Origin of the sequence: Microbacterium atlanticum (assembly GCF_015277815.1) — a bacterium.
Taxonomy (GTDB): Bacteria; Actinomycetota; Actinomycetes; order Actinomycetales; family Microbacteriaceae; genus Microbacterium; species Microbacterium atlanticum.
This window is the reverse complement of record NZ_CP063813.1, coordinates 3,362,431-3,386,778: the sequence shown is the minus strand read 5'-3', so window position 1 is coordinate 3,386,778 and position 24,348 is coordinate 3,362,431. Positions and strand designations below refer to the sequence as shown.

24 protein-coding genes, 1 pseudogene and 1 riboswitch are annotated in these 24,348 nt (G+C 71.6%); of the genes and pseudogenes, 15 read left to right on the top strand and 10 right to left on the bottom strand.

The features are described 5' to 3' along the window. Nucleotides 1-3 precede the first annotated feature (3 nt). A riboswitch (TPP riboswitch) is annotated at nucleotides 4-115 on the top strand. From IR212_RS15480 to IR212_RS15470, 3 genes are all read left to right on the top strand, one after another. After that, the gene (locus tag IR212_RS15480; RefSeq protein WP_228479368.1) at nucleotides 106-750 is read left to right on the top strand and encodes an ECF transporter S component; all 645 of its coding nucleotides are present in this window, start codon (nucleotides 106-108) and stop codon (nucleotides 748-750) included. Its footprint overlaps the riboswitch before it by 10 nt. Nucleotides 751-752: 2 nt before the next feature. Further along, on the top strand, nucleotides 753-2,228 hold the full coding sequence (locus IR212_RS15475; protein WP_337907608.1) for an ABC transporter ATP-binding protein: 1,476 nt from the start codon (nucleotides 753-755) through the stop codon (nucleotides 2,226-2,228). Further along, a complete protein-coding gene (locus IR212_RS15470) occupies nucleotides 2,225-3,031 on the top strand; it encodes an energy-coupling factor transporter transmembrane component T family protein (protein WP_194396741.1) in 807 nt (268 codons plus the stop codon). Before IR212_RS15475 ends, IR212_RS15470 begins: the two co-directional genes overlap by 4 nt. Nucleotides 3,032-3,044: 13 nt before the next feature. Here the strand turns inward: IR212_RS15470 and IR212_RS15465 are convergent, their stop codons facing one another. Genes IR212_RS15465 through IR212_RS15455 form a run of 3 tightly spaced genes read right to left on the bottom strand, consistent with a single transcriptional unit; the run spans nucleotide 3,045 to nucleotide 4,628 of the window. Continuing rightward, nucleotides 3,045-3,551 carry an SRPBCC domain-containing protein gene (locus tag IR212_RS15465; RefSeq protein WP_194396740.1) on the bottom strand — a complete coding sequence of 169 codons (507 nt, stop codon included), beginning with the start codon at nucleotides 3,549-3,551 and terminating at the stop codon, nucleotides 3,045-3,047. Then, a complete protein-coding gene (locus IR212_RS15460; protein ID WP_194396739.1) occupies nucleotides 3,548-4,273 on the bottom strand; it encodes an aminoglycoside 3'-phosphotransferase in 726 nt (241 codons plus the stop codon). Before IR212_RS15460 ends, IR212_RS15465 begins: the two co-directional genes overlap by 4 nt. Nucleotides 4,274-4,277: 4 nt before the next feature. Then, nucleotides 4,278-4,628, bottom strand: coding sequence for a DUF488 domain-containing protein (locus IR212_RS15455; RefSeq protein ID WP_194396738.1), 351 nt, complete (start codon nucleotides 4,626-4,628; stop codon nucleotides 4,278-4,280). A 56-nt stretch (nucleotides 4,629-4,684) separates the two neighbouring features. Between IR212_RS15455 and IR212_RS15450 the strand changes: the two genes are divergently transcribed. From IR212_RS15450 to IR212_RS15430, 5 genes are all read left to right on the top strand, one after another. Then, the gene (locus tag IR212_RS15450; RefSeq protein ID WP_194396737.1) at nucleotides 4,685-5,200 is read left to right on the top strand and encodes a hypothetical protein; all 516 of its coding nucleotides are present in this window, start codon (nucleotides 4,685-4,687) and stop codon (nucleotides 5,198-5,200) included. 119 nt (nucleotides 5,201-5,319) lie between these two features. Continuing rightward, nucleotides 5,320-6,081 (top strand): SDR family NAD(P)-dependent oxidoreductase, encoded by a 762-nt coding sequence (locus IR212_RS15445; RefSeq protein WP_194396736.1) that lies wholly within the window; start codon nucleotides 5,320-5,322, stop codon nucleotides 6,079-6,081. Nucleotides 6,082-6,090: 9 nt separating this feature from the next. Then, nucleotides 6,091-6,867, top strand: a complete 777-nt coding sequence (locus IR212_RS15440; RefSeq protein ID WP_194396735.1) for an enoyl-CoA hydratase/isomerase family protein — start codon at nucleotides 6,091-6,093, stop codon at nucleotides 6,865-6,867. Between the two features lie 16 nt (nucleotides 6,868-6,883). Then, a complete protein-coding gene (locus IR212_RS15435; RefSeq protein ID WP_194396734.1) occupies nucleotides 6,884-7,723 on the top strand; it encodes an SDR family oxidoreductase in 840 nt (279 codons plus the stop codon). Between the two features lie 46 nt (nucleotides 7,724-7,769). Further along, entirely contained in the window at nucleotides 7,770-8,180 is a 411-nt protein-coding gene (locus IR212_RS15430) for a VOC family protein (protein WP_194396733.1), read from the top strand. A 39-nt stretch (nucleotides 8,181-8,219) separates the two neighbouring features. Here IR212_RS15430 and IR212_RS15425 read toward each other — a convergent pair whose 3' ends face one another. From IR212_RS15425 to IR212_RS15415, 3 genes are read right to left on the bottom strand one after another with little or no spacing between them, the layout of a single operon-like run. Beyond that, complete coding sequence (locus IR212_RS15425; RefSeq protein ID WP_194396732.1) at nucleotides 8,220-9,110, bottom strand: Cof-type HAD-IIB family hydrolase; 891 nt, start codon at nucleotides 9,108-9,110, stop codon at nucleotides 8,220-8,222. A gap of 1 nt (nucleotide 9,111) precedes the next feature. After that, nucleotides 9,112-9,750, bottom strand: a complete 639-nt coding sequence (locus IR212_RS15420) for a LysE family translocator (RefSeq protein WP_194396731.1) — start codon at nucleotides 9,748-9,750, stop codon at nucleotides 9,112-9,114. A 44-nt stretch (nucleotides 9,751-9,794) separates the two neighbouring features. After that, nucleotides 9,795-10,265 (bottom strand): GNAT family N-acetyltransferase, encoded by a 471-nt coding sequence (locus IR212_RS15415; protein ID WP_194396730.1) that lies wholly within the window; start codon nucleotides 10,263-10,265, stop codon nucleotides 9,795-9,797. Between the two features lie 213 nt (nucleotides 10,266-10,478). Here IR212_RS15415 and rlmN point away from each other — a divergent pair, with 213 nt between their 5' ends. The 6 genes from rlmN to IR212_RS15385 all read left to right on the top strand — a co-directional run bounded on the left by rlmN (nucleotide 10,479) and on the right by IR212_RS15385 (nucleotide 19,019). Then, entirely contained in the window at nucleotides 10,479-11,720 is a 1,242-nt protein-coding gene (gene rlmN, locus IR212_RS15410) for a dual-specificity RNA methyltransferase RlmN (protein ID WP_194396729.1), read from the top strand. Between the two features lie 87 nt (nucleotides 11,721-11,807). Beyond that, nucleotides 11,808-13,418 carry a DUF4407 domain-containing protein gene (locus IR212_RS15405; RefSeq protein WP_194396728.1) on the top strand — a complete coding sequence of 537 codons (1,611 nt, stop codon included), beginning with the start codon at nucleotides 11,808-11,810 and terminating at the stop codon, nucleotides 13,416-13,418. A gap of 154 nt (nucleotides 13,419-13,572) precedes the next feature. After that, entirely contained in the window at nucleotides 13,573-15,306 is a 1,734-nt protein-coding gene (locus IR212_RS15400; RefSeq protein WP_194396727.1) for an ABC transporter ATP-binding protein, read from the top strand. Beyond that, nucleotides 15,303-17,417 (top strand): ABC transporter ATP-binding protein, encoded by a 2,115-nt coding sequence (locus IR212_RS15395; RefSeq protein WP_194396726.1) that lies wholly within the window; start codon nucleotides 15,303-15,305, stop codon nucleotides 17,415-17,417. Before IR212_RS15400 ends, IR212_RS15395 begins: the two co-directional genes overlap by 4 nt. Before the next feature lie 94 nt (nucleotides 17,418-17,511). Further along, a complete protein-coding gene (locus tag IR212_RS15390) occupies nucleotides 17,512-18,522 on the top strand; it encodes an aldo/keto reductase family protein (RefSeq protein ID WP_194396725.1) in 1,011 nt (336 codons plus the stop codon). Nucleotides 18,523-18,539: 17 nt separating this feature from the next. Then, complete coding sequence (locus IR212_RS15385) at nucleotides 18,540-19,019, top strand: NUDIX hydrolase (RefSeq protein WP_194396724.1); 480 nt, start codon at nucleotides 18,540-18,542, stop codon at nucleotides 19,017-19,019. Nucleotides 19,020-19,052: 33 nt separating this feature from the next. Here IR212_RS15385 and IR212_RS15380 read toward each other — a convergent pair whose 3' ends face one another. The 4 genes and pseudogenes from IR212_RS15380 to IR212_RS15365 form a co-directional block, all read right to left on the bottom strand. Next, complete coding sequence (locus IR212_RS15380; RefSeq protein ID WP_194396723.1) at nucleotides 19,053-19,583, bottom strand: ribonuclease H family protein; 531 nt, start codon at nucleotides 19,581-19,583, stop codon at nucleotides 19,053-19,055. 160 nt (nucleotides 19,584-19,743) lie between these two features. Next, nucleotides 19,744-19,926: pseudogene (locus IR212_RS15375) on the bottom strand (ATP-binding cassette domain-containing protein); the annotation flags it as partial. Between the two features lie 65 nt (nucleotides 19,927-19,991). Beyond that, complete coding sequence (locus IR212_RS15370; RefSeq protein WP_194396722.1) at nucleotides 19,992-21,815, bottom strand: glycoside hydrolase family 2 protein; 1,824 nt, start codon at nucleotides 21,813-21,815, stop codon at nucleotides 19,992-19,994. Nucleotides 21,816-21,893: 78 nt separating this feature from the next. Then, the gene (locus IR212_RS15365) at nucleotides 21,894-22,883 is read right to left on the bottom strand and encodes a LacI family DNA-binding transcriptional regulator (RefSeq protein WP_228479367.1); all 990 of its coding nucleotides are present in this window, start codon (nucleotides 22,881-22,883) and stop codon (nucleotides 21,894-21,896) included. Nucleotides 22,884-23,036: 153 nt separating this feature from the next. On the opposite strand from IR212_RS15365, the gene IR212_RS15360 reads away from it, so the two are divergent. Next, nucleotides 23,037-24,347, top strand: coding sequence for an ABC transporter substrate-binding protein (locus IR212_RS15360; RefSeq protein ID WP_194396720.1), 1,311 nt, complete (start codon nucleotides 23,037-23,039; stop codon nucleotides 24,345-24,347). The last annotated feature ends 1 nt before the right edge of the window (nucleotide 24,348 follow it).

Sequence of the window (24,348 nt, the reverse complement as noted above, 5' to 3'; positions counted from 1 at the left end):
TCACCTCACGACCACGGGAGTCCGGTGAGCCGGGCTGAGAGGAAGCGACCCACGCTTCGACCGTCGAACCTGATCCGGATCATGCCGGCGCAGGGAGGAGTTCACATGCACGCATCCACGTCCGCGTCCACCCCCGTCGGGGCCCCCTCGTCAACGACTCGCACGCTGCGGTGGCGTGTCGTCGACATCGTCGTCGCCGCCGTCCTCGGCGTTGCCATCGGCCTCGTCTTCTGGGCCTGGAACACGGTCGGCTACGCCTGGTTCACCGCGATGGACGCACTGACGCCCGGCCTGGGCGGTCTCGCTGTCGGGATCTGGCTCATCGGCGGCGTCATCGGCGGACTCGTCATCCGCAAGCCGGGAGCGGCGCTGCTCGTCGAGGTGATCGCGGCGATCGTCTCGATGCTCATCGGCAACGTGTGGGGCGTCTCCACGCTGCTGTCCGGGATCGTCCAGGGTCTCGGAGCCGAGCTCGTCTTCGCGCTCTTCCTCTACCGGCGCTTCACGCTGCCCGTCGCGATGCTGGCCGGCGTCGGCGCGGCAGCGGGGGCATGGGTGTTCGAGCTGTTCTACGGCAGCTCGCCGAACATCCTCAAGACGCTCGAGTTCAACACCATCTACCTGGTGTCGCTCGTCGTCTCGGGCGCGCTGCTGGCCGGTGTCGTCGGCTGGCTGGCGGTGCGCGCTCTCGCCGCGACCGGCGCGCTCAGCCGATTCGCGGCCGGACGCGAAGCGCGACGCGAGGTCTGACGGTGGCGGGCACCCGCCCCGCCCGCATCACGGCGGCCGGCTGGGGGTGGCGCTACGCCGGGCGGCGGGCGCCCGCGGTCCGCGACGTCTCCTTCACGATCGAGCCCGGCCAGCGCGTGCTGCTCCTCGGCGCCTCGGGCGCGGGCAAGTCGACGCTCCTGGCGGGGATGGCCGGGCTCCTCGGCGGCGCCGACGAGGGCGATGAGACCGGCGCGCTGCTCATCGACGGCGAGCGTGCCGAAGCGCACCGCGGTCGCGTGGGCCTGGTGATCCAGGACCCGGACTCCGGCGTCGTGCTCTCGAAGGTCGGTGACGATGTGGCCTTCGGGCCCGAGAACCTCGGGGTGCCTGTCGGCGAGATCCCGGCGCGGGTGACCGAGGCCCTCGACGCGGTCGGCCTGCGCGTGCCGCTGGACCGTCACACCAAGGCGCTGTCGGGCGGTCAGAAGCAGCGCCTCGCACTCGCGGGGGTGCTCGCGATGCGCCCGGGGGTGCTGCTGCTGGACGAGCCGACGGCGAACCTCGATCCCGACGGGGTGCGCGAGGTGCGCGCGAGCGTGGAGCGCGTGGTGGCCGAGACCGGCGCCACGCTCGTCGTCATCGAGCACCGCACGGCGGTGTGGGCCGACCTCATGGACCGGGTCATGGTGGTCGGCGCCGACGGCGGCCTCCTCGCCGACGGGGCCCCCGCCGAGGTGTTCGCCCGTCACGGCGCCGCGCTCGCGGCGGCGGGCGTCTGGGTGCCGGGGCTGCCCGTCGGCCTCCCGGTGCTGCCCGGCGCCCGCGCCGAGGCGCCCGCGGCGGTGGCGGCATCCGCTCTCTCGATCTCGCGGGACGGGCGCGCGATCGTGCGCGCCGGACTCGACCTCGAGGTGACCCGTGGCGCGGCGACCGCCATCACGGGGCCCAACGGTGCCGGCAAGTCGACCCTGGCGCTGACGCTCGCGGGGCTGCTGCCCGAGGCGTCAGGGGAGGTCCTCGCGGCCCCCGAGCTCGCCGGGCGCTCCGGTCGCCGCCCGTCGCGGTGGACGTCGCGGGAGCTGCTCACCCGTATCGGCACGGTGTTCCAGGAGCCTGAGCACCAGTTCCTCGCCGCGACCGTGCGCGACGAACTGGCCATCGGACCGCGCTCGCGCGGCGTCGAGGCGGCGGCCGTGGGCATGATCGTCGACGAGCTGCTCGAGCGGCTCCACCTCGCGCCCCTCGCCGCGGCGAACCCGTTCACCCTCTCCGGCGGGCAGAAGCGCCGACTGTCGGTGGCCACCGTGCTCGCCGACGCGCCGCCGGTCATCGTGCTGGACGAGCCCACGTTCGGGCAGGACCGCCGCGGGTGGATCGAGCTCGTGCAGCTGCTGCAGTCCGAGATCGCGGCGGGCACGACGGTCGTCGCCGTCACGCACGACGAGGACGTGCGGCACCACCTCGGCGCCCACCGCATCGACCTGGGCGCGGCCGTCTCGACGGGGGTGGGGTCGTGACCGCCGTCACGGCCCGCGACGGGCGCACCGGCGACGCCGCCGCGGCGGGCGCATGGCTGGACGGCGTCAATCCGGTCACCAAGATCGCGCTCGCACTGCTGCTGTCGGTGCCGCTGCTGGCCTCCATCGACGTCACGAGCTCGCTGGTCGCCATCGCCCTCCAGCTCGCGTGCCTGCCCCTCACCGGACTCGCCGCCGTGACGGTGCTGAAGCGGATGCTGCCGGTCCTCGTCTTCGCGCCGGTCGCGGGGATCAGCATGCTGCTGTACGCCGAGCCCGGCGGCACCGTCCACTGGTCGTTCTGGTACGCGACGGTCAGCGACGACTCGATCGCGCTGGCGGTGGCGGTGTGCCTGCGGGTGCTGGCGCTGGCGCTGCCCACCATCCTGCTCTTCGGACGCACCGACCCCACCGAGCTCGCCGACGCGCTCGCCCAGGTCGCGAAGCTGCCGAGCCGGCTCGTGCTCGGGGTGCTCGCCGGCACGCGCACGCTCGGGCTGTTCCTCGACGACTGGCGCAGCATGCAGCTCGCGCGCCGCGCGCGCGGCGTCGGCGACACCGGAGCCGTCCGGCGCTTGTACTCCATGGCGTTCGTGCTGCTCGTGTTCGCCGTCCGCCGCGGCACCAAGCTCGCGATGGCCATGGAGTCCCGCGGCTTCGGCGCCGGCATCCCCCGCACCTGGTCGCGGCCGTCGCGCCTGCACGCGCGCGACGCCGTCGCGCTGGCCGGCGGCCTTGCCATCATGGCCGCCGCGATCGGCGCCGCGGTCGCGGTGGGCACCTTCCGCTTCGTGTGGTCGTGAGCGAGCGCGGACGTCAGTCGGCGGCGACCAGCCGCTCGTAGGCGGGCTGCAGGGCCGGGAAGTAGTCGTCCCACTTCACCTCGTCCGCGTCCAGCCCGGCATGGGCGGCGACGAGCCGGTCGAGGTAGTACTCCCAGCCGGGGCCGATCGAGCCGACGTCCTCGCTCGGGTTCAGGCGCTGCCCGAACGTCAGGACCGTGTCGCCGGGGGAGTCCTCCGCGAGCTCGAACCACAGGTGCCACGAGCCGCTGCCCTGCGACGTGTCGCCGGCGAACCGGCGTGGCCGGTCGCACTCGAGGATGGTGTACTCCTCGGGCTCGGCATCCTGTCCCTCCGCTGTCATGAAGAAGGTGACGTGTCCCGAGGCGGGGTGGCCCTCCCAGCGGCCGATCCAGGCCTGCAGCAGGGCGGACTCGGTCAGGTGGCGCCAGACCTCGTCGGCCCCGGCGCGGAAGCGCCGCAGGATGACGAGGTTGGGCGCACCGTCGATCTTGGCCACGGTGCCGGTGATCTCGGTCATGTCGCGTTCCACAGCTCCCGGTAGTAGGTCAGACGCTCGCGATCCGGTGCGATCCCATACGCCTCGATGAGCGCGTCCTCCCATCCCTCGCCATAGTTCCATGCCGTCGACATCGACGCCACGGCGATGTCGGCCCAGCGGTCGGCGGCGCCCAGGGCGCCGAGGTCGACGTGCCCGCTCCAGCGGCCGTCGTCGCCGATCAGCGTGTTGGGGCAGCAGGCGTCGCCGTGGCACACGACGAGCCGGTCGATCGGCGGCGGCTCGCGGAGTCTGTCAGGAAGACGGATGCCGCGCGCCGCGGCGTTCGCGATGCGCGCGGGCACGCCCCAGTCAAAGGGGCAGCCCCGCACCGGGAGCGCCTCGTGCAGCGCGCGCAGACCCTCCCCGATGGCGCGGACGGCGGTCGCGGGGTCCTCGACCCATCGCGGGTCCACCGCCGACGAGCCGCGAAGCGCCGCGGTCACGAGCCACTCGTGCGTATCATCGCCGCCGACCTCGAGCACCTGGGGCACCGCCGTGTGCGCGCCCGCCCAGCGGAGGCGCTCGGCCTCGCCCGCGAACGACGTCTCGGCGTTGCGCGGCCCGTGCTTGATGAACCGGCCGTCGTCGGTGCGGAATGTCACGCCGCCGAGCTCATTGAGCCACACCGGTGCAAGACCTGCGCCGCGTGCGAGCGCGCGCACCCGCACCGGGGCGTCGACGTCTGCGAGGGGGATCGACACCGCGTCAGGCCTCGAGGACGTCGCGGAGGATCAGGGCGTGGTTGTGAGTGTCGTCGTGAATGGCGTGCAGCAGGGTGACGACGGCGTGCGGCGCGAGCTCGGCGCGCAGCGAGGCGACGGCCGTGCGCGCCGGGCCATCGAGTTCAGCCCGGTAGGCCGTCTCGAAGCCCGGCCACGACATGTCGTCGTGATGGAAGGCCTTGCGCAGCTCGGTCGAGGGGGCGACGTCCTTCGCCCACAGGTCGAGTGCGGCCCGCTCCTTCGAGAGCCCGCGGGGCCACAGCCGGTCGACGAGTACGCGGAAGCCGTCCTCAGGGGCCGGGTCGTCGTAGACGCGCTTGAGCCGGATCTCCATGCCCCCATCCAACCCGCCCCCACCGCGGTGCGCCACCGACGTGGTGGGATGGGGGCATGCCCACCACGCGCGCCACCCGCCGGCGAGGACCCCTCACGGCGCTCGAGGGCGCCGAACCTTTCCTCGCGATCGGCGACACCGCCGCGCGGCACGTCCGGCTCTCGCCGGAAGGGCTCTCCCGTCACATCGGCGAGCCTCGGTCGCAGTTCGTGCCGTGGACCCAGGTACACGCCGTCGCAGTGGAGCCGCCGGGGTCCTGGTGGCCCTACCCCGCGATCTCCGACATGGCGGCGGCCCTGCTCGGCGGCGTGGCCGGCGGCCTCGAGACCGGCGACGCGGCCGAGACGCCCACCTTCCTCGTCGTGATCACGACACTCGAGGGGGAGCGGCTGGAGTGGCGCGCCACGCAGCACTACCTGTCCGGCTACCGGCGCCGCGATGCGCAGGCGACGACGCGGCTGGTGGAGTACCTGGCCGCCCGCAGCGAGGCGCGCATGCTGCTGGCACGGCCCGCCGAGCTGATCGACCGCGTCTCGGCCCTCACGCGAATCGGCCCGCAGGTGGGGCCGTGACGGCCCGGAGCAGTGGCCGCGGCCCGGTCCCGTCGTGCCGCCTGCAGGCTGGGCGATGGGACTGAGTGCCGCGTATGCTGATACGCGGTTCCGCGAATCCGGACTTCGAAGGAGAATCCATGGACCTCACCGGCACCGCCGCCCTCGTCACCGGCGGCGCGAGCGGGCTCGGCCTGGCCACCGCACGGCGGCTTGCCGCGGCGGGCGCCGCCGTCACGATCGTCGACCTCCCCACCTCTGCGGGCGCGGACGTCGCCGCCGAGCTGGGCGGATCGTTCGCCCCGGCTGACGTCACGGACGCGGACCAGGTGGCTGCCGCGGTCGCGACGGCTGCGGCATCCGCTCCCCTCCGCGTCGTGGTCAACTGCGCCGGGATCGCCCCGCCGGCCAAAGTGCTCGACCGCGACGGCGATCCCACGCCGCTGGCCGCCTTCGAGCGGATCGTGCGGGTCAACCTCATCGGCACCTACAACGTCATCGCGCAGGCGTCGGCGGTTATGGCGAAGGCGGAGCCCACCGCGGAGGGCGATCGCGGCGTCATCGTCAGCACGGCGAGCGTCGCCGCGTTCGACGGCCAGATCGGCCAGCCGGCGTACGCGGCGTCCAAGGGCGGCGTACACGCGATGACCCTGCCGATCGCGCGCGAGCTGGCGCGCCACAACATCCGCGTGGTCACGATCGCCCCGGGCATCATGGAGACCCCGATGCTCGCGTCGCTGCCGCAGGCCGCGCAGGACTCGCTCGGTCAGCAGGTGCCGTACCCGCAGCGCCTCGGCAAGCCCGACGAGTACGCCCGCCTGGTGATGTCGATCGTCGACAACGGCTACCTCAACGGCGAGACCATCCGCCTGGACGGCGCCATCCGCATGGCGCCGAAGTAAGGAGACCGCATGAGCGACTCGATCCTCGTCACCCGCGACGGCGCCCTCGCGCGCGTCACGTTCAACCGGCCCGCCTTCCTCAACGCGATGGGCTTCGAGATGGGCGGCCGCTGGCGCGATGTGGCGCACGAGCTGACCTCCGACGACTCGGTCGGGGCGATCATCCTGGATGCCGCAGGCCCGGCGTTCTGCGCCGGCGGCGACGTGCTCGAGATGGCGACGTCGGGCGCGTCCGGTGCCGACGTCACCGCCGCGGCCCGCACCATCCACGACGGCATCCGCGCGTTCGTCGAGTCGGACAAGCCGATCGTCGCGGCCGTGCAGGGCGCGGTCGCGGGTGGAGGCCTCGGACTGATGCTCGCGGCGGACTACATCGTGGCCTCGGATCAGGCGAAGTTCGTCAGCAAGTACGCCAACATCGGCCTCACCCCCGACCTCGGCGTCTCGACGCTGCTGCCCGCGGCCGTCGGGCAGCGCCGCGCCCTGCAGCTGCTGCTGCAGGACCTCACCATCGACGCTGCGACGGCGCTGGACTGGGGCCTGGTGAGCGAGGTCGTGCCCGCGGCCGACGTGGCGTCACGCGCCGAGGCTGTCGCGCGGTTCTGGCTCGCGGGCGCCACCGCGGCCTTCGGCCAGGCCAAGCGCCTGGTGCGCTCCGGCGCGGGGCGCTCCTTCGCCGAGAACCTCGACCAGGAGGCCGCCTCGATCGGGGCGCGCTTCGACACCGACGAGTCGCGCGCTCGGGTGGCCGCCTTCGCCGCCGCCTCCGCCAAGTCCCGAGCCTGAGCAAGAGGAGACCCCCATGAGTGACAAGCCCCTCGCCGGCAAGACCATCCTGATGTCGGGCGGCAGCCGCGGCATCGGCCTCGCCATAGCCCTGCGCGCCGCCCGCGACGGCGCGAACGTGGCGCTGCTGGCGAAGACCGACACCCCCCACCCGAAGCTCGAGGGCACCGTGCACTCGGCCGCGGAGCAGATCCGCGAGGCGGGCGGGCAGGCGCTGCCCATCGTCGGCGACGTCCGCAACGACGACGACGTCACCGAGGCGGTCCTCAAGACCCAGGGGGAGTTCGGCGGCATCGACATCGTCGTGAACAACGCCTCGGTCATCGACCTGTCGCGATCGCTCGATCTCGACGCGAAGAAGTACGACCTCATGCAGGACGTGAACGTCCGGGGCACCTTCATGCTCACGCGCGCCGCAGTGCCGATCCTGAAGGATGCCGCCAACCCGCACATCCTCTCGCTCTCACCGCCGCTCAACCTGTCGCCGCGGTGGCTGGGCGGGCACACCGGCTACACGCTGGCGAAGTACGGGATGACGATGGCGACGCTGGGCTTCGCCGCCGAGTTCGCCGAGGCGGGGATCGCCGCCAACACGCTGTGGCCGCGCACGACCATCGCGACGGCGGCCGTGAAGTTCGCCCTGGGCGGGGACCGCATGATGAAGGTCAGCCGCACCCCCGAGATCTACGCCGACGCCGCGTACGAGATCCTCACCCGGCCCGCGCGCGGGTACACCGGCCAGACGCTCATCGTCGAGGACGTGCTCGAGGCGGCAGGCGTCACCGACTTCTCGGGGTACGCCGCCGTCCCCGGCACCCCCGACTCCGAGCTCTTCCCCGACATCTTCCTCGACTGACCCGGCGCTTCCCCGCGGGCGGGAGGAGCGGCGTAGCCTGGCGGCCATGACCGTGCGCTCGCTGTTCCCGATCCTCGCCACCCCCGGTCTCGCGCGCCTCGCCGGCTTCTACGAGGCGGCGCTCGGCGCGACGCTGGCGTACCGGTACCCCGCCGAGGACGGCAGCGGCGACGTGTACGTGTCGCTCGCCCTCGGCGGCGGCGCATCGCTGGGTATCGGGCTCGACCCCGAGGTATCCGTGCCTGCGGCCCACGACCGCGTGGCCCTCTGGTTCTACGTCGACGACGTCGACGCCGCCTTCCGGGATGCCCTCGCCGCCGGGGGCACGGCCGAGCGGGAGCCCACCGACATGCCGTGGGGCGAGCGTGTCGCGCAGGTGCGCGATGTCGACGGCAACCTCGTCAATCTCGGCGCCGAGCCGCCCGAGCCGTCGGCGCCGCCGGCGCCGCCGAGTTGACCCGGCCGCCCGACGGCGCCGCCGAGCTGACCCGGCCGCTCAGATGAGGCCGAGCCGGCGGAACGCGTTCGCGATGCCGTCGTCGAGCACGTCGGTCGTGACGAAGTCGGCGAGGGCCTTCAGCTCGGCGTGCGCGTTGCCCATCGCGACCGCGACACCGCACACCTGGAACATCTCGATGTCGTTCCAGCTGTCGCCCACGGCGATCGCGTCGGCGACGTCGATGCCGAGGTGGTCCAGCAGCAGCTGGATCGCGGAGCCCTTCGTCGTGTCGCGCTCGTTGATCTCGCCGTTCGAGCCGCCCGGCAGGGGCACGCTGCCTGGCACGACGAGGAACGCGTCGCCGAGGTCGGTCCGCAGCTGCTCCAGCCCGTCCTCGTGGTCGCTGACGAACACGGCCTTGTCGATGCGGCTCAGGTCGGCCTCCTCGACCGGGGGGAACGTGCGCTGCGCGAGCCCCACGAGCGAGTCCTCCGGGCGCACCTCCTCTCCCGCCGCCTCGCGGGCCTGCACGACGGCGGCATAGTCGCGCATCAGCTCGGCCATGTCGTCGCTCGCGTAGACCCCGTCGCGGGTCTGCAGGAAGAAGCGGATGCCGCGACCGCGCATCGCTGCGAGCAGCCGCTCTGTCGCCTCGCGGGGGAGCGGGCGCTCGATGACGACCTCGTCGCCGGCGACCACCAGCGCGCCGGAGTTCGTGATCGCGCCGTCGAAGCCGATGTCGGCCACGTTCGGATGGATGTCGGCGGCGGAGCGCCCCGTGCTGAGGTAGACGAGGTGGCCCGCGGCCCGAGCGGCCCGCACGGCCTCGCCGGTCGACGGGGCGACGTGGGATCCGTGCTCGACGATGGTGCCGTCGACGTCGAGGAAGACGATCCGCCGCCTCTGTGCGGACCGCGTCGTCGCTGCGCCTGTCGTGTGGTCTGTCATCTCAGTGCTCGTTCCCGGTGAAGAGGAGGAGGCCGCCGAGCCCGATCATCAGCCCGCCGCCGGTGGCCGTCAGCGTCGCGATGCGCTTCGGGGAGCGGCCGAACCACTCGCGGGCGCCGGCTGCCACCAGCGCCCAGACGGCGTCGGACACCAGGGCGATGGCGAAGAACACGAGCCCGAGCTGGATCATCTGCCAGGGCACGGCGCCGGCGCCGAGGTCGACGAACTGCGGCAGCACGGCCACGAAGAAGGCGATGGTCTTGGGGTTGGTCACGCCCACGACGAAGCCCTCGCCGAGCTGCCGCCACGCCGAGCGCGGCAGCCCCGCGCCGGTCGCCTGCGCGGCGGCCCGGTTGCGGTGGCGGATGGCCTGGACGCCGAGGTACATCAGGTAGAGGGCGCCGGCCACCTTGAGGATCGTGAACAGCACGGCCGACCTCGCCACGAAGCCGCCGACGCCGAGGGCGACCAGGCCGATGACCGGCAGCAGCCCCAGCGCGTTGCCGAGCACGCTCAGCAGGCCCCCCATGCGCCCGAGAGCGAGCGCGCGCCCGATCGTGAAGAGCACGCTGGGGCCCGGGATCACGATCAGCACGACCGAGGCCAGCGTGAAGGCGAGGAGGTTGTCGAGCGGGACCACGGAGCAACCCTAGTCGCGGCATCCGTCGTCCCGGGCGGTCGGGCTCACCCCAGCGTCTTGCGCAGGAACACCTGCTCGATCCCGTCGTCGCCGCGCACCCGCTCGGACTCGACGTAGCCCTCGCGCTCGTACAGGCGCAGATTGGCCTCGCTGAGCGATCCGGTGAACAGCTCCGCCTCGGTCGCACCGGCCTCGGCGCCGCGTCGCTCGACCGCCGCAAGCAGCGTCGTGCCGATGCCCTCGCCGGCGCGGTCGGGGGCGATCGCGAGGCGTCCGACGAGCAGCAGCGACCCGTCCAGCCGGGCGCGCACGACGCCGACCATGCGCGAACCGTCCAGCGCGACGCAGCCGAGGTTCTCGTGCAGCTCCGACTCGACCTCTTCGAGGGTCTGGGTCAGCGGCGGCATGTCGGGGGTGCCGTAGATGAGCGCCTCCTGCACGAACGCCGCCCGCTGCAGCGTCATCACCTCGCCGGCGTCGTCGGGACGGATGGGGCGGACGGTGACCTCGCTCATGACGCCACGGTAGCCGTGCGCCCCCGCCCGCGCTCCGGGTTGACCACGGTGCGTCCTGCATGCTCGATCGCGGCGACACGCCGGTGACGGATGCCGCGCCCCGGCGTGTCGCGTCGCCGACCAGGTTTCCTTGCCCGGCGGGGCGAAGCGGTCCCCGAAGAGCGGCGCCGGGCCACGGCATCCGTCCAGCCGCCGGCGCGTACCCTGGAATCCATGACCGATTCGCCTGTGCGCGCCACGAAACCCCGCCAGGTGCGTCCGGCGACCGAGGGCTGGACCCAGAAGAAGGATGCCGAGGGCCGACCCCTCCTCCAGTTCGCCAGCCCCAAGCGCGGCAAGCCGCCGGTCCACATGGCGGACCTCAGCCCCCAGGAGCGCGTCGCGAGGGTCACCGAGCTCGGGATGCCGGGCTTCCGCGCGAAGCAGCTCGAGAAGCACTATTTCCAGCACTGGACGCACGACCCCGCCGACATGACCGACCTCCCCGCGGCGGGCCGCGAGGACTTCGTGCACGGCATGGTCCCGTCCCTGCTGACCGAGGTGCGCCGCCTCGAGACCGACCGCGGCGACACCATCAAGTTCCTGTGGAAGCTGCACGACGGCGCCCTCGTGGAGTCGGTGCTCATGCGCTACCCGGGCCGCATCACCCTGTGCGTGTCGAGTCAGGCCGGCTGCGGCATGAACTGCCCGTTCTGCGCCACCGGCCAGGCCGGCCTCACGCGCAACATGTCGGCGGCCGAGATCGTCGAGCAGGTCGTGCGCGCCAACCGCCTCATCGCGAACGGCGGCCTCGGCGGCAAGCGCAAGGGCGACCACTCGGCCGAGCGCGTGTCGAACATCGTGTTCATGGGCATGGGCGAGCCGCTCGCCAACTATGCGCGCCTCATGCAGGCGGTCCGCGTCATGGTCGACAAGGAGCACGGCCTGGGCATGAGCGCCCGCGGCATCACCGTCTCGAGCGTCGGCCTGGTTCCGGCGATCACCAAGCTCGCGAACGAGGACATCCCGGTCACGTTCGCGCTGTCGCTGCACGCGCCCGACGACAAGCTGCGCGACGAGCTCATCCCGGTCAACTCCCGCTGGAAGGTCGACGAGGCGCTCGACGCCGCGCGCGCCTACTTCGACAGGACCGGTCGCCGGGTCTCGATCGAGTATGCCCTGATCAAGGACATGAACGACCACGCCTGGCGCGCGGATCTCCTCGCCGAGAAGCTCAACGCCCGCGGCCGCGGCTGGGTGCACGTGAACCCCATCCCGCTGAACCCGACGCCCGGCTCGATCTGGACGGCGTCCGACGTCGACGTGCAGAACGAGTTCGTGCGCCGGCTCAACGACGCCGGCATCCCGACCACCCTCCGCGACACCCGCGGCAAGGAGATCGACGGCGCGTGCGGGCAGCTGGTGGCCACCGAGGAGGACGCGGCCGTCGCCGCGGTGACCCCGCTCGAGGTCTGACGATCACGGATGCCGCGGCCCGCGGCATCCGCTCTCCGCCGCCGTCCACCCACCAGTCGCTCAGCTTGCGTTGTCTAGGGTGTCGGGATGTCTTTCTCCGCTCACCGGCCGGGCCGGTTCGGCTCCGACGGACGCATCGAGTTCGACGCGCCGGCCGATCAGGCCGAGGAGCTGTACCTCGACGACGTACGCGCGCAGCAGGCGGCCGGCGAGCCGACCGACGGGCGTCGCGACGACGGCCCCGCCGACCCGTTCCCCGAGACGCGGCTGCTCGAGGACGCCTTCGCCCTGGATGCCACCGAGCCGGTGCGCGTCGCGTCGGCGCCGGAGGAGCAGCCCGCCGTCGGCGAGTGGGGAGCCGTGCAGGAGCCGGCGTCCGACGAGGCTTCCGCGCCGCGCGACGCCGAGGCCGAGGAGCCGGTCACGACCGAGCCGGCCGCGCCGGAGCCCGCTCCCGCCCCTCGGCCGAAGCGCGCCGAGCGCCGCCGTGAGCGGGCGTCGGCCACACGGCGCCTCGCCGTGCTGGGCGGAGCCGAGGGCTCGGTGCTCGACGAGGTCCCCACCGAGACCCCGCGGTTCGTGCAGATGTTCTTCGTGCTCGCCGGGACGGCGCTGGTCTCGGCCATCTCGATGTACTTCGCGCTCGTGACCGGGGTGCGGATCGCCGCCTTCGTCGCGGTGCCGCTCGCACTGGTGTGGGCGCTCATCATCTTCAACCTCGACCGCTTCCTCACCTCGACGATGCGCTCGACGCACAACGTGTGGCGGCTGATCGGGCTCGCGATCCCTCGTGTGATCATGGCGGCGGTGATCGGCATCGTCGTGGCCGAGCCCCTCGTGCTGCAGATCTTCCAGAACGACATCGCACGCGAGGTGAACGCGACCAACATCACGCAGGCGCAGTCGGATCAGGATGCCGTCACCTCGGGCCCGGAGAGGCAGGCGCTCGACGCCGCGAGCGAGCGGGTCGCCGCGTTGGAGAGCCAGGCGGCGACCGGCGTCGTCGACGGCGCCGAGACGACGACCGCGTCCGCCGCGGCGGCGCAGGCGTCCGTCGACGACCTCACCGCCAAGCTCGCCGAGCAGCAGCAGGTGATCGACCAGGCGCGGGCGATCTACCAGTGCGAGATCAACGGCCAGGGCGCCGGCGAGGTCGAGGGCTGCAGCGGCGTCGCCGGCGAGGGGGCGAGCTCCGAGGCCGCCGAGGCGCAGCTGGCCGCCGCGCAGGCATCCTACGACGACCTCGCCGCGAAGCTGCGGTCGGCCCAGGCCGACCTCGCCGACGCCCAGGCGTCGGGCACGGCCGCCGCGAGCGCGTCGGAGGAGCAGAACAAGCAGCAGGCGCGCGACGAGCTGCCGGCCGCCCGCGAGCAGTACCAGGCGGCGCTCGCCGCGTACGACGCCCGGGCGGCGGAGATCGCGAGCGGCAACGCCGGCGCGGTCGGCCTGCTGAGCCAGATCGGCGCCCTGGAGCGGCTGGGGGAGCGCGAGCCGACGCTGAAGTGGGCGCACCTGCTCATCTCCGTGCTGTTCTTCATGATCGAGCTGCTGCCCGTGATCGTGAAGGTGCTCACCAGCTACGGCGATCCGTCGCTCTACGAGAAGGCCGACGCGCTGCGCCGGCAGGTGGCCCTCGACCGGGTCACGGCGCGCAGCTGGCGCGAGCGAGCCGGCATCGCGCAGGGCGCGGAGGCCTGAGCGCCGCGGCGCGCGATCCGGCGGGCCCGTTCCGCTCTCGGTGAACGCGAATGCGCGATGTCGGCGGCCCGTGCCAGGGTGGGAGCCGCATCCATCCATCGCATGAGCCGGGCTTCGCCATGCCCTGCCGTGCCGCCGCATCCGGGAGACCTCCGTGCTGGCCAAGCTCCTCGTCCGCTACCTGAAGTCATCCGGGTGGCTGCTGCTGGGCGTGCTGGTGTTCCAGTTCGCCTCCGCTCTGGCATCGCTCTACCTGCCGAGCCTCAACGCCGACATCATCGACAACGGCGTCTCCCAGGGCGACACCGACTACATCTGGCGCACCGGCGTCGTCATGCTGACGATCTCGCTCGGCCAGATCGTCGCCGCCATCATCGCGACGTACTTCGCGGCCCGCGCGGCGATGAAGCTCGGCCGCGACATGCGCGACGACATCTTCGAGCGCGTGTCGGCCTTCTCCGAGCGCGAGGTCACCGGCTTCGGCGCGGGCTCCCTCATCACCCGCAACACCAACGACGTGCAGCAGGTGCAGATGCTCACGATGATGGGCGCGACCTTCCTCGTCTCCGCGCCGCTCCTCGCCGTCGGCGGGATCATCCTGGCGATCGACCAGGCGGCGAGCCTCGCCTGGATCCTCGCCATCGCGGTCCCCGTGCTGCTGCTGGTCGCCGGCGTCGTGATCGCCCGCATGGTTCCGCTGTTCCGCAGCCTCCAGGGCAAGCTCGACGGCGTCAACCGCATCATGCGCGAGCAGCTGACCGGCATCCGCGTCATCCGGGCGTTCGTGCGAGAGCCCATCGAAGAGGAGCGCTTCCGCGTCGCGAACACCGACATCATGGTGGTCGGCCGCAAGGTGGGCTCGCTGTTCGTGCTGCTGTTCCCGGCCGTGATGCTCATCCTCAACGTCACGGTCATCGGCGTGATCTGGTTCGGCGGCATGCAGGTCGACAGCGGCGAGATCCAGATCGGCACGCTCTTCGCCTTCATGCAGTACGCCATGATCATCCTCTCGGGCGTCCTCATGGCGAGCTTCATGACGCTGATGATCCCGCGCGCGGCCGTCTCGGCCGAGCGCATCGGCGAAGTCCTCGACACGCGCTCCACGCTGGTGCGCCCGGCGGACGCCGTCGCCGCGTTCCCCGAGCCGGGGGCGGTCGAGTTCCGCGGCGTCACCTTCACCTATCCCGGCGCCGAGCACCCCATCCTCGCGGACGTCACGTTCCGAGCGGATCCGGGTGAGACGGTCGCCGTCGTCGGCTCCACGGGTGCGGGCAAGACGACCCTGGTCTCGCTCATCCCGCGGCTGTTCGACGTCACCGACGGCGCGGTGCTCGTGGGCGGCGTCGACGTCCGGCGGGCAGACCTCGACGCCCTGTGGCGGACGATCGGCCTCGTGCCGCAGCGCCCGTTCCTGTTCACCGGCACCGTCGGCTCCAACCTGCGGTTCGGGCGGGAGGATGCCACCGACGCCGAGCTCTGGCGGGCGCTCGAGATCGCCCAGGCCAGCGACTTCGTCAGCCAGATGGACGGCGGGCTCGACGCGCGCATCGCGCAGGGCGGCACGAACGTGTCGGGCGGCCAGCGCCAGCGCCTCGCGATCGCGCGGGCGATCGTCCACGACCCGCGCGTGCTCGTGTTCGACGACTCGTTCTCGGCGCTCGACCTCACGACGGACGCGAGGCTGAGGCAGGCACTGTGGCGGGAGCTGCCGCACGTCACGAAGATCGTCGTCGCGCAGCGCGTCTCGACGATCATCGACGCCGACCGCATCGTCGTGCTCGACGACGGCGGCGTGGTCGGGCTCGGCACGCACGAGGAGCTGCTCGAGAGCAGCCAGACGTACCGCGAGATCGTCGAATCCCAGCTCGGAGCGGAGGTCGCCCGATGAGCGAGCAGCAGCCCAGGTCCCGCCGCCGCGTTCAGGACGCCGTCGCGGAGCTCAGCGCCGAGGAGAAGGCCGAGATCGAGCTCGGCGAGCAGGCGCGCATCGCCGCAGACGACTGGAGCGGCGCGGTCGCCCCCGGCAAGGCCGCCCACTTCGGTCCGTCGTTCCGTCGCCTGCTCGGGCTGCTCAAGCCGCACGCGGTCGCGTTCACGCTGGCGACGGTCCTCGGCGCGGCGGGCGTCGTGCTCGCCGTGCTGTCGCCGAAGGTGCTCGGCGAGGCGACGAACATCCTCTTCGAGGGCGTCGTGTCGTCGATGACACCGGCGGGCACCACGAAGGAGCAGGTGGTCGCCGGCCTCGAGGCGCAGGGACAGCAGGATCTCGCGAACATCGTCCAGGCGATGCAGCACTTCGTGCCGGGCGCCGGCGTCGACTTCCTGGCGCTGAGCCGCGTGCTGCTGATCGTGCTCGCACTCTACTTCGCGTCGGCGCTGCTGATGTGGCTGCAGGGCTACGTCATGAACGTCATCATGGTGCGCCTCATCTGGCGCCTCCGCGAAGACGTCGAGGCGAAGGTCAACCGCCTTCCGCTGCGGTACTTCGACCGGGTGCAGCGCGGCGAGCTCATCTCCCGGGTCACCAACGACATCGACAACATCACCCAGATGATGCAGCAGTCGCTGTCGCAGGCGCTCACCGCGGTGCTGACGGTCGTCGGCGTGCTCATCATGATGCTGTCGATCTCGTGGCAGCTGACGCTCGTGGTGCTGGTGAGCTTCCCGCTCATGGGCGTGCTCTTCGGCGTCATCGGGCCGCGCTCGCAGAAGGCGTTCGGCACGCAGTGGCGCAAGGTCGGGCGCCTCAACGCGCGCGTGGAGGAGTCGTTCTCGGGGCACGCGCTGGTCAAGGTGTACGGCCGCGAGCAGAGCTCGCGCGAGGCGTTCCGGGCCGAGAACGAAGAGCTGTACCAGGCGTCGTTCATGGCGCAGTTCCTCTCGAACACGATGATGCCCGCCATGATGTTCATCGGGAACCTCACCTACGTGGGCATCGCGGTCTTCGGAGCGCTCATGGTCGCCGGCGGCCAGCTCCGGCTGGGCGACGTGCAGGCGTTCATCCAGTACTCGCAGCAGTTCACCCAGCCGCTGTCGCAGCTCGGCGGCATGGCTGCCGTGGTGCAATCCGGCACCGCATCCGCGGAGCGGGTCTTCCAGATCCTCGACGAGCCCGAGCAGGAGCCGGATGCCTCCGACGCGCCGGCGCCGGTGGACGGCGACGGGACGATCGAGTTCCAGGACGTGGCGTTCTCCTACTCGGCCGACCACCCGCTCATCCACGACCTGTCGTTCCGCGTCGAGCCCGGGCAGACGGTGGCGATCGTCGGCCCCACGGGTGCCGGCAAAACGACGCTGGTCAACCTGCTCATGCGGTTCTACGAGCTGGACAGCGGGCGCATCCTGCTCAACGGGCAGGACATCTCGCTGCTCACCCGGCGCGACATGCGGGCGAAGACGGGCATGGTGCTCCAGGATCCGTGGCTGTTCGCCGGGACGATCCGCGAGAACATCCGCTATGGCCGTGCCGACGCCACCGACGACGAGATCCTCGCCGCCGCCCGCGCGACGTACGTCGAGCGGTTCGTGCACTCGCTGCCCGACGGCTACGACACGCTCCTCGACGAGGAGGCGTCCAACATCTCGGCGGGCGAGAAGCAGCTGATCACGATCGCGCGCGCGTTCGTGGCGCAGCCGTCCGTGCTGATCCTCGACGAGGCGACGAGCTCGGTCGACACCCGCACCGAGCTGCTGCTGCAGCACGCGATGGCGGCGCTGCGAGAGGGCCGCACGTCGTTCGTGATCGCACACCGCCTGTCGACCATCCGCGACGCCGACCTCATCCTCGTGATGGAGAACGGCGGGATCGTCGAGCAGGGCACGCACGACGAGCTCATCGCCGTCAAGGGCGCGTACTTCCGGCTGTACAACTCGCAGTTCCAGCAGGCCGCGACCGACGTCGACGACGAGGCGCCCGCCCTCGCCGACGCCGGCCAGCCCGATGCGGCGCGCGTCGTGCCGGACGACGCGACCGAAGGGGAGACGGCCTCGGTGAGCTGAGACCGCGGGGTCGACAGCAGTCGAGCCCTCGGCATCCGTTCGCAAACGGACGCGCGCGCGCCGACTGCATGGCGCGGGCGGGTAGCGTTTTCTCATGGTCAATTACCGGTACCTCGGAAACAGCGGTCTCAAGGTCAGCGAGATCACCTACGGCAACTGGGTCACCCACGGCTCGCAGGTCGACGACTCCGCTGCGATCGACACCGTGCACGCGGCGCTCGACGCCGGCATCTCGACGTTCGACACGGCGGACACCTACGCCAACACCCTCGCCGAGGAGGTGCTGGGCAAGGCGCTGAGCGGGCAGCGCCGCGAGTCGCTCGAGATCTTCACCAAGGTGTACTGGCCGACCGGCCCCAAGGGGCCGAACGACACCGGGCTCAGCCGCAAGCACATCCTCGAGTCGATCAACGGCTCGCTCAAGCGGCTCGGCACCGACTACGTCGACCTCTACCAGGCGCACCGCTACGACTACGAGACCCCGATCGAGGAGACGTTCCAGGCGTTCGCCGACATCGTCCGTCAGGGCAAGGCGCTCTACATCGGCGTCTCGGAGTGGACGGCGGAGCAGCTGCGCGAGGGTCACGCGCTGGCCAGGAGCTACGGCATCCAGCTCATCTCCAACCAGCCGCAGTACTCCGCGCTGTGGCGCGTGATCGAGGGGAAGGTCGTTCCCGCCTCGGAGGAGCTCGGCATCTCGCAGATCGTCTGGTCGCCGATGGCGCAGGGCGTGCTGTCGGGCAAGTACCTGCCCGGTCAGCCGCTGCCGGAGGGCTCGCGCGCGACCGACGACAAGAGCGGCGCGCAGTTCATTCAGCGCTTCCTCCGCGACGAGGTGCTCGAGGCCGTGCAGCGGCTCAAGCCGGTGGCCGAGCAGGCGGGGCTGAGCCTGCCGCAGCTCGCGATCGCGTGGGTGCTGCAGAACCGCAACGTCGCCTCCGCGATCGTCGGCGCCTCCCGCCCGCAGCAGCTCGCCGACACCGTCAAGGCGTCGGGGGTCGTGCTCGACGCCGACACCATGTCGGCGATCGACACCGCGCTGTCGGGTGTGGTCTACGACGACCCGGAGGACACCTACACCGTCTCCCCGAAGTCCCGGGTCTGACCCGCGGGAGAGCGGAGATGGTGACGACCAGCGCCGGCATCCTGCTGTACCGGATGCAGCCTCGACCCGAAGTGCTCATCGCGCACATGGGCGGGCCGTTCTGGGCGGGCAAGGATGCCGGCGCGTGGTCGATCCCCAAGGGCGAGTTCACCGCAGGCGAGGAGGGCGCGCTCGACGCCGCGCGCCGCGAGTTCCGCGAGGAGCTCGGCATCGAGCCGCCCGAGCCGCCGTACGCCGAGCTCGGCACATTCGCCTACTCGTCCGGCAAGCGCGTCACGGTGTTCGTCGCCGACGGTGCCGGGCTGTCCCTCGACGGCCTGGAGTTCGGCGAGTTCGAGCTGGAGTGGCCGCCCCGCTCCGGGCGGACGGCCCGGTTCCCCGAGGTCGACCGTGCCGAGTGGATGTCGTTGGATGCCGCGCGCGAACGTCTCGTGAAGGGCCAGCGTCCTGCCGTCGATGCGCTGGAGCAGCACCTGGTCGAGGCCGCGTCGGACTGACCGGCGATCCGGCACGCAGGGGACCGCGCCGGATCAGCGGCCGTTCTTCGGGGGCGAGGAGACGTCGATCCGCTCCTGGGCGCCCAGCGACGACCACGCGCTCGCGGTGCCCTTGGCCGCATGCTCCGACGCGCGCACGGCGCGCTCGTCCGCCCACGCGTTCAGCACATGCCCGGAGTGGCCGCGCACGTGCTCGAGCACGACGTCCGGCAGGCCGGCGGAACGGCGGGCGTCGCGCGCCGCGATCAACTGCTCGAGGATGTCGACGTTCTTCGTCGGGGCCCCGGTCGAGGTCTTCCAGCCGCGCCGGCGGTGGCCGTCCATCCACTTCGTATAGGTGTCGATGGCGTACTTCGAATCGGCCTGCACGACGAGGTGCGGGACGTCGGCGTGGTCCTCGATGGCTTTCAGCAGCCCGGTGAGCTCCCCGATGTTGTTGGTGCCGAGGGGGATCGAGCCGGCGGCCCAGTGCCCGTCCTCGCCCACCCACGCCCAGCCCGTCGGCCCGGGGTTGCCCTTGCAGGCGCCGTCGGTGGCAACGATGTAGCGGGGGGCGTCGGTCACTCGGGCAAGGCTACCCGGCCGCGGCCCCGCGATCGTCCGCGGCGGGGCCGGGTGCGGCTCGGCCGGCTCGCCATTCGACGGCGAGCTGCGGCATCCGCTCCGCCAGGTACCGCAGGAAGTCGGCCGTCTCGTGCGCCCGGGCGGCGGAGAGCGGCGCACCGGCGTTGTCGTCCGTCTTGCGCGCAAGTCCGAGCAGGATGCGGATCGTGGTGGACTTTCCGGCGCCGTTGGGGCCGAGGAAGCCGTGGACCTGTCCCTCCTCGACGGTGAGATCCAGGCCGTCGAGAGCGTGGACGCGGCCGTAGTGCTTGGCGAGGCCGCGGATGCGGATGCCGCTGGTCATGGCGCCGACGGCACGCTTGTTTCACAGTTCTGTGAAGATTCCTCACGCTTTCCTCATGGCACGGATCAGCCGCAGCCGGTCGATCCCGTGACGATCGCGCGGATGCGCTCGATGGGGATCTTCGGACGCCGGTGCTCGTCGGTGAGGCCGTTGGTCTCCTGCTCGGTGTCGGTGAGCTGGGTGTAGCAGAAGCCGGCCAGCCCGCCCGCGTCGCGGACAGCGCCGATCACGTCGTCGAGCCGTCGTTCGAAGTCCTCCTCCGAGTCCGCGACGCTGTATCCCCAGGAGTCCGCGGGCGCTCCGGGCGCGAACGAGATCCCGCCGAACTCCGTGACGAGGATCGGAAGCGTCCTGGTGTTCGTCGGCAGCAGCGTCAGGCGACGGCCGGCCGGGCCGATCTCGTCCGCGATGGTGTCCAGGGCGTCGGCGGCGTACCGGTCGGCCAGCACGGCCCCCGAGTCGGCGTAGTCGTGGATCGTCAGCAGATCCGTGTCGGCGTGCTCCCATCCGTCGTTCGAGACCGTCAGACGGGTCGGGTCCAGCGCCTTCGTCAGGTGATAGAGCGCCTGCACGTAGTGGCGCTGCGACGGATCGTGCGCGACGTGCTGAACGCCCCAGCTCTCGTTGACGGGGACCCACGTGACGATGGACGGATGCGACGCATCGCGCGCGATGATGTCCATCCACTCGCGCACTGTGCGCTCCACGGCGCGGGGCGCGAACTCGAACGCGCTCGCGATCTCGCTCCACACCAGCACGCCGAGCCGGTCGGTCCAGTACAGCAGGCGGGGGTCCTCCGCCTTCTCGTGGAGTCGCACCGAGTTGAATCCCAGCGCGCGGATCAGCTCCACTTCGGCTCTCAGCGCCTCGGCGCTGGGCGCGGCGAGGTGGCTCTCGGGCCAGTACCCCTGCTCGAGGACCGAGCGCAGCACGACGGGGCGGTCGTTCAGCAGAAGGGAACGGCCGGACGTCGCGATCGATCTGAGGCCGAGGTACGAGCCCACCTCGTCGAGCACGCGCCCCGCCCCGTCGACGAGCCGCACCACCGCGTCGATGAGCCGCGGGTGATCGGGCGACCACAGCAGACCCTCGTACGACTGGCCGTTGCGCTGGCGCGCGAGGTGCAGGGTGACCGTCTGCTCGAGGTCGGCGGCGGGCACCGACGCGGACGCCAGCGGTGCGCCGTCGTAGGTCAGCTCCACCTGGAGCTGCATCGTGTCCACGGGCCGGCGGGCGAAGCGCACCGTCAGATCTACGGTGGCCCCCGGCACGTCGGTGCGCCAGGTCAGGCGCTCGAGGCGATCCGGTGCGACCGCCTCCAGCCACACGGGCTGCCAGATTCCGGTGGTGCGGTGGTACCAGATGACGTGCGGGTCTTCGAGCCAGTCCTGCTTGCCCCGCGGCTGGGCGACGTCGGCGGGATCGTCCTGGACGCGCACGACGATCGCGACCTCAGGGCGCGCAGCGAGGTCGGCGGGCAGCTCGAAGGCGAACGGGGTCTGGCCCCCTTCGTGGCGGCCGAGCAGGCGCCCGTCGGCCCACACCTGCGCGCTGTAGTCCACGGCGCCGAAGCGAAGCACCACGAGGCCGCGCTCGTCGGACCGGCCGGTGGCGTCGAGCTCTGCCTGTGAGATGACGCGGCGGTACCACGCGACGTGGTGGAACCCGGGATCGCCGATCCCCGACGCCCGCGACTCCGGCGGGAACGGGAGCTGGATCTCTTGTGCGAGGGCGGTGGCCCCCAGATGCCAGCCGGCTTCCAGACCCCGGTCCTCGTCGTCGAAGGCGAACTCCCAGCGGTCGGTCACATCCACCCAGTGGGAGCGCACGAGCTGAGGCCGCGGGTACGTGCCGTCCTGCTGGGAGGCGCGCGTCAACGAAATCTGCATGTAGGGATCATCGCGCATTCTTACAGCGCTGTAAACCCACCGGAAGAGATTTCCCGCCGGCCCGCTTCGGGCACCGGCCTACGGGGCGCTTTCGCGCACGGTCACGCCGTGGCCGACGACCAGGTGACGGCCGGGCCCGTGGTAGCCCGACATCCGCTCCTCGAGGAGCTGCCAGGCGCGGGTGGCGAGCTCGCGCTTGTCGGGCGCGATGGAGCTCAGCGTCGGCGTGGTGTAGCCGGTGACAACCGTGTCGTCCCAGCCCATGACCGCCACATCGCCCGGCACCGACAGGCCGGCCCGCCGCAGCGCCCGCAGCGCCCCGACGGCGAATCGGTCGTCGCGGCACAGGATCGCATCGAACCGGACGCCGCGCTCGAGGGCGCCGGCGACCGACGCCTCCGCGTCGGCAGCCGCGAACCCCTGGCATTCCAGCACGAGCTCCGGTCGCAGCGGGAGGTGCGCGTCCAGCAGCGCCTCCTGGTAGCCGAGCAGTCGCCGCCGGTTCGTCGAGGTGATGTCGCCCGACACCAGCCCCACGAACGCCACCTTCTCGCGCCCGAGCGCCAGCAGGTGCGCGACGCCGTCCGCGGCGGCGGCGACGTTGTCGATCATCACGTGGTCGGTCGTCACCGGGGCTTCCACCTCGCCGAGCAGCACGAGGGGCTGGTCGTCGTGGAGCCGCGCGATGTCGAGGGTGGCGATCCGGGTCGGCTGGAAGATGACGCCGTCGACGAGGCCCGCCTCGCGATCCCTCAGCACCGCCTGCTCGGCCGTGGGGTCGCTGAGGGTCTGCTCGATGATCACGCGATAGCCGGCCTCGGCTGCGATGTCGGCCAGATGGCTGGACATCTCCGAGAAGTAGGGGTGGTCGATCTCGGGCATGGCGAGCGCCACCATGCCGGTCCTGCCGGTCGCGAGGCGGCGTGCCGTGAGGTTGGGGCGGTACCCCAGCTCGTCGATCGCCTGCTGCACCCGGGCCCGCAGCGCCGGCTGGACGTGCACGTAGTCGTTCACCACGTTCGAGACCGTCTTGAGCGAGACGCCCGCGCGCTCCGCGACGTCGACCATGCGAATCCGAGCCATGCGACCCTCCCGCCAGTGAGTGTAGACCGCGAGAAGGGGGATGGACATCTGCTTTACAGCGCTGTACATTCGATCCAGCGCGCACTCAGCAGCGCCGACGCCGGCTCGGGCCGGTCGTTTTCAACGAGGAGGACGCAAGTGAGCAAGAGGCTTCGGTTCACGCGAGGATTTGCAGCCGCGGCGGTCATCACCGCCGGCGCGCTGGCCTTGACGGCATGCGGCGGGAATTCCGGCGGCGGCGACGCCGGCGGGGAGTTCACCGGCGAGTACGACGGCCCGGAGGTCACCCTGCAGTACTGGAACGGCTTCACCGGCGGTGACGGTCCGTTCATGCAGTCGATGGTCGACCAGTTCATGGAAGAGCACGACAACATCAAGATCGAGAACACCACACAGGAGTGGAGCGACTTCTACCAGAAGCTCCCTGCCGCCGTGACCGCCGGTGAAGGGCCGGACGTGGGCGTGATGCATCTCGACCAGCTCGCGAGCATGGCGGCGCGCAACGTCATCATGCCGCTGGACGACCTGGCCGACGAGCTGGAGCTGTCAGCCGGCGACTTCACCGAAGAGGTGTGGGACGCGGGAGTGTACAACGACGCGCGATATGGCATCCCGCTGGACGTGCACTCGCTCGCGATGTACTACAACACCGACCACTTCGCCGCCGCCGGCATCACCGAGCCGCCCACCGACCAGGCCTCGTTCGAGGACGCGCTGGCGAAGCTGCAGGCTGCCGGGTACGAGACCCCGTTCTGGATGCCGGCCCTGTGGCCGGGGCACCTCATGGATCTGTCGCTGCTATGGCAGAACGGCGGCGAGCCCTACTCGGAGGACGGCTCGGAGGCGACGTTCGATTCGCCGGAGGGCGTCGCGGCCCTCGAATGGATGCGATCGATGGTGGATGAGGGCTACAGCCCCGCCGACATGGCGATCGACGCACAGTACGTCGCGTTCAAGAACGGCGAGACGTCGATCACGTGGGACGGCATCTGGCAGATCAACGACCTGACGGAGTCCGGACTGCCGTTCGCGGCAGCACCGGTGCCCACGATCGGCGACACCCCCGCAGTCTGGGCGAACTCGCACAACTTCTTCCTCCCGCGCCAGCGCGACGCCGACGCGAACAAGGTCAACGCGGCCAAGGTCTTCATCGCCTGGATGAGCGAGAACTCGGCCGAGTGGGCGGGGGCGGGCATGATCCCCGCGCGCGAGTCGGTCCGTACCGGCGGAGCCCTGGACGGCACGATGCAGGCGCCGATCGCCGAGCAGATCGACAACATGCGGTTCCTGCCGGCCGTCCCGGGCCTCGGGCCGGTGCAGGCCGAGACGCTGGAGATCGCGGTGTCGGATGCGATCCTCGGCAAGGCCACTCCGGAGGAGGCGCTGACCCGCGAGGCGGAGCGCGCCACCACCCTCATGCAGGAGAACCTGGAGAAGTTCGGCGGCTGAC

Excerpts from the sequence above, each read along its gene's own strand:
- IR212_RS15405 (WP_194396728.1), top strand. The coding sequence starts at position 11,808 with ATGTCTTTCTCCGCTCACCGGCCGGGCCGGTTCGGCTCCGACGGACGC.
- IR212_RS15430 (WP_194396733.1), top strand. The coding sequence starts at position 7,770 with ATGACCGTGCGCTCGCTGTTCCCGATCCTCGCCACCCCCGGTCTCGCG.
- IR212_RS15395 (WP_194396726.1), top strand. The coding sequence starts at position 15,303 with ATGAGCGAGCAGCAGCCCAGGTCCCGCCGCCGCGTTCAGGACGCCGTC.
- rlmN (WP_194396729.1), top strand. The coding sequence starts at position 10,479 with ATGACCGATTCGCCTGTGCGCGCCACGAAACCCCGCCAGGTGCGTCCG.
- IR212_RS15455 (WP_194396738.1), bottom strand. The coding sequence starts at position 4,628 with ATGGAGATCCGGCTCAAGCGCGTCTACGACGACCCGGCCCCTGAGGAC.
- IR212_RS15440 (WP_194396735.1), top strand. The coding sequence starts at position 6,091 with ATGAGCGACTCGATCCTCGTCACCCGCGACGGCGCCCTCGCGCGCGTC.
- IR212_RS15365 (WP_228479367.1), bottom strand. The coding sequence starts at position 22,883 with ATGGTCGACGTCGCGGAGCGCGCGGGCGTCTCGCTCAAGACGGTCTCG.
- IR212_RS15370 (WP_194396722.1), bottom strand. The coding sequence starts at position 21,815 with ATGCAGATTTCGTTGACGCGCGCCTCCCAGCAGGACGGCACGTACCCG.
- IR212_RS15445 (WP_194396736.1), top strand. The coding sequence starts at position 5,320 with ATGGACCTCACCGGCACCGCCGCCCTCGTCACCGGCGGCGCGAGCGGG.
- IR212_RS15480 (WP_228479368.1), top strand. The coding sequence starts at position 106 with ATGCACGCATCCACGTCCGCGTCCACCCCCGTCGGGGCCCCCTCGTCA.
- IR212_RS15415 (WP_194396730.1), bottom strand. The coding sequence starts at position 10,265 with ATGAGCGAGGTCACCGTCCGCCCCATCCGTCCCGACGACGCCGGCGAG.
- IR212_RS15450 (WP_194396737.1), top strand. The coding sequence starts at position 4,685 with ATGCCCACCACGCGCGCCACCCGCCGGCGAGGACCCCTCACGGCGCTC.
- IR212_RS15385 (WP_194396724.1), top strand. The coding sequence starts at position 18,540 with ATGGTGACGACCAGCGCCGGCATCCTGCTGTACCGGATGCAGCCTCGA.
- IR212_RS15390 (WP_194396725.1), top strand. The coding sequence starts at position 17,512 with ATGGTCAATTACCGGTACCTCGGAAACAGCGGTCTCAAGGTCAGCGAG.
- IR212_RS15425 (WP_194396732.1), bottom strand. The coding sequence starts at position 9,110 with ATGACAGACCACACGACAGGCGCAGCGACGACGCGGTCCGCACAGAGG.
- IR212_RS15435 (WP_194396734.1), top strand. The coding sequence starts at position 6,884 with ATGAGTGACAAGCCCCTCGCCGGCAAGACCATCCTGATGTCGGGCGGC.
- IR212_RS15465 (WP_194396740.1), bottom strand. The coding sequence starts at position 3,551 with ATGACCGAGATCACCGGCACCGTGGCCAAGATCGACGGTGCGCCCAAC.